The organism is Curvibacter lanceolatus ATCC 14669, from assembly GCF_000381265.1.
Classification (GTDB): Bacteria; Pseudomonadota; Gammaproteobacteria; order Burkholderiales; family Burkholderiaceae_C; genus Curvibacter; species Curvibacter lanceolatus.
Window position 1 is genome coordinate 1 of the sequence record NZ_KB906320.1, and the last position, 1,653, is coordinate 1,653.

Consider the following 1,653-nt stretch of genomic DNA (forward strand, 5'->3'; position numbering starts at 1 on the left):
CCCCCCCGCCACCCTTCTCGGAGAAAGAAGAGGAAAACACAGTCAGCACTCCACTTGGCAAGCGTGGCGCCGCAGGCCTCAGAAATTGCGCGAGGCGTACACGCCCACAAAGTTGCGGTCACGCAGCGGCTGGTCGTACACCGTCTTGCCGCCCCAGAAGGCCGCGTAGTTGACGCCAAACTGCCAGGTCGCCGGGTTCTGGATGAAGCTCACGATCAGGTTGATCGAGCTGGCCCCCTGCATGAAGGTGGCCGCCGTGTTGGGCGTGCGCCCCGACAGGGCCCGGAAGTACGCCACCTCGGGCACCACCTGCCAGCCCTTGATCAGCTTGCCGTCGTACACCCAGCTGTAGTCCAGGCTGATGCCCGAGGAGTTGCGGGTGCCCGCCGCGATCTGTGCGGCGCTGGCCGAATACTGCTGGCCCCAGTTGTAGCCCCCGGCCGAGACCAGCTCGCCGTTGTAGCTGGGCTTCAGGCCCGGGTAGCGGATCAGCACCAGCTCGCCCATGAAGGTGCCGGTGTCGGCGCCCAGGAAGTCCAGGATGGGCTTGGAGTTGGATTGAGTCTGGCTGTAGATGCCGGTCAGGTGCCATTGGTAGCGCTTCTCGTCCACCCAGCAGTTGCCGCCGTTGCCGGCGCAGCCGTCCACCGACGAGTTCAGCGCCACGGCGTCACGCGGCCGGTACGACAGTTCGGTGCCGATGGCCCAGTCGCCCAGCGGGAAGTTGGCGCTGACGCCATACAGGCGCCGGTTCTGCGCATACGTCCAGCCCACCAGGCCGCTGCCGTTGATGTTGGACGAGAACTGCGGCGCCTTGTCGTGGTAGTTCAGCGCATACAGGCCCAGGTTCAGACGCGTGTTGGTAGGCTGGTAGCGCAGCGACAGGCCCCACTGGCCGCCGTTCTTGGCCGTGACGGTGGACAGGCCATAAGCCTGGTGGCCAGCCCCCAAGCCATCGGCCGTGGACCAATAGCCGCCCGTGGGGGGCATGAAGTTGGGGTTCCAGGCCGCCTGCACATAGCCTTCGAAGTTGAGCTCAGGCCCGATGCCGGTGGCCAGGCTGACCATGGGCGCAGGAAGCACCGCCTCCTTGAGCTGGGTGCCAGGTTGTGAAAGGCGGTTGATGTCCAGCGCGTTGGTGGCGTTGATGCCGCCGGGGATGAACAGGCTCTCGCCCCAGCTGATCACCTGGTTGCCCACGCGCAGCCGGGCGCGCTGCTCGCCCAGGTCGAAGGATTTGCTCACCCACAGGTCCAGCACCCGGGTCTGCACGCGCAGGGCCTTGCGGGCCTCGTAGCTGAGGTTGTCGCTGGGCAGATCGGCCGGGGCGTTGGCGCTGCGGTAGCCCGAGGTGTTGGTGGCGCTGACGTCCTTGAGCCAGGTGATGCGGCCCATGAAGGTCAGGTCTTCGCTGGGCTTGAGCACCAGCTCGTGCGAGCCCTTGAGGTAGGTGGTGAAGGGCTGGCCCTTCTTGTAGTTGAGGTCGCCCTGGTCGCCCAGGCCCGACACGGCGCTCAGGCCGCCAGCGGGCGAGCCGGTGTTGCCCGAGGCGATCAAGCCCGGGGTGGGGTCTTTGACGCGGATGCCGGTACCCACCGACACGGTCGAGTCGAAGCTGCCGCGCAGGCCGTCTTCGGTCTCGAAGGTGAAGGC

1 protein-coding gene is annotated in these 1,653 nt (G+C 66.7%); it reads right to left on the reverse strand.

Going from position 1 to position 1,653, the window contains the following annotated elements; translation table 11 throughout:
• Window positions 1-78: 78 nt before the first annotated feature.
• The coding region (locus tag F624_RS0131935; protein ID WP_019578420.1) for a DUF1302 domain-containing protein at window positions 79-1,653 on the reverse strand (1,575 nt) is incomplete at its 5' end.